The 1191-nt window shown below is 71.4% G+C and carries 2 protein-coding genes; both read left to right on the top strand.

Annotated elements, in window-relative coordinates; all coding sequences use genetic code 11:
• Window positions 1-420 (top strand): lantibiotic dehydratase (locus ACWDS7_RS48600; RefSeq protein ID WP_451934847.1); only part of this gene is annotated, 420 nt, incomplete at its 5' end.
• A partial coding sequence (locus ACWDS7_RS48595; RefSeq protein ID WP_451934846.1) for a lantibiotic dehydratase occupies window positions 417-1191 on the top strand: 775 nt, incomplete at its 3' end. The genes ACWDS7_RS48600 and ACWDS7_RS48595, both read left to right, overlap by 4 nt.

The raw sequence follows: 1191 nt of genomic DNA, 5'->3' as shown, positions 1-1191 counted from the left end.
GACGCCTTCAAGCTCACCTCGCCCGCGCCGCACGTGCCCCGGATCACCATCGACCGGCTGGTCATCGCCCGCGAGACCTGGCGCACCACCGTCACCGAGACCGGACTGGCCGACATCACCAACGAACGCGAACGCTACCTGGCCACCCGCGCCTGGCGACAGCGCCTCAACCTGCCCGACCAGATCTTCGTCAAGATCGGCACCGAAGTGAAACCCTGCTACTTCGACCTCACCAGCCCCCACTACGTCGGCGTGCTGTGCACCATGCTCCGCACCGCCGGCCCCGAGGTCTCCGTCGTGATCAGCGAGGCCCTGCCCACCCCCGACCAGGCCTGGGTCCCCGACCACCAGGGCAACCGCTACTTCAGCGAACTGCGCCTGCAGATCACCGACCCCGTCACCGCGGGCGGTGAGCTGTGACGAAGGTGAGACTGGGAGACAGCGGCTGGTCGGTGTGGCCGGACGCGTTGCTGCGCACGACGGGGTTCCCCGCCGACGGGTTGGACGCCTTCGCGGCGCCCGCGGCGGCGGTGGCGGCCGACGACCTGCTGGCGGGCCGCGGGGATGCCGAGGTGTTCGACAAGACGCTGGCGGACGCGGTCGCGGCGGGGGCTCGCAAGATCTGTGAGATCGCCGCTGATCCGCTGTTCCGTGAGGCGGTGACCTGGCAGAACCCGGGTGTGCTGATCGCTCTGGACGGTCTGGTGGCCGGTGGTCCGGAGGCGAGCCGTAACGTGCGGCGCCGGGACCGGGAGCGGGCGGTGATCCGTTACTGGCAGCGTTACTGCGCCAAGAACGAGACCATCGGGTTCTTCGGCCCGGTCTGCTGGATCGACGTCGCCGACGCGGAGCGGGCGCTGGAGGTCCGTACGGGTACGGGCCTGCTGCGCGGGCGGCGGGTGTTCTTCGAGGGCTGGGCGATGGCCGCCTATGCCGATCACCTGGCCGGGGATCCGCTGGTCCGCCGCTGGTGGCCGCCGGCGCTGCTGCCCCATCTGAGTGTGGAGGAGCGGTCGCTGCTGCGTCCGATGCAGCCGTCGCTGGCGCTGTCGGCGGTGGAGGCGGCGGTGCTGGCCCGCTGTGACGGGCGCACCCCGGCGGCGGAGGTCGTCGCCGGGCTGGACCGGCCGGAGGACGGTTACCTGCTGCTGGAGCGGCTGGTCGAGCGGGAGTTGATCACCTGGGACGCAG

This window comes from Streptosporangium sp. NPDC003464 (assembly GCF_053588315.1).
Note: the sequence above shows the minus strand (reverse complement) of the source record. Positions and strands in the feature narration are given on the sequence as shown.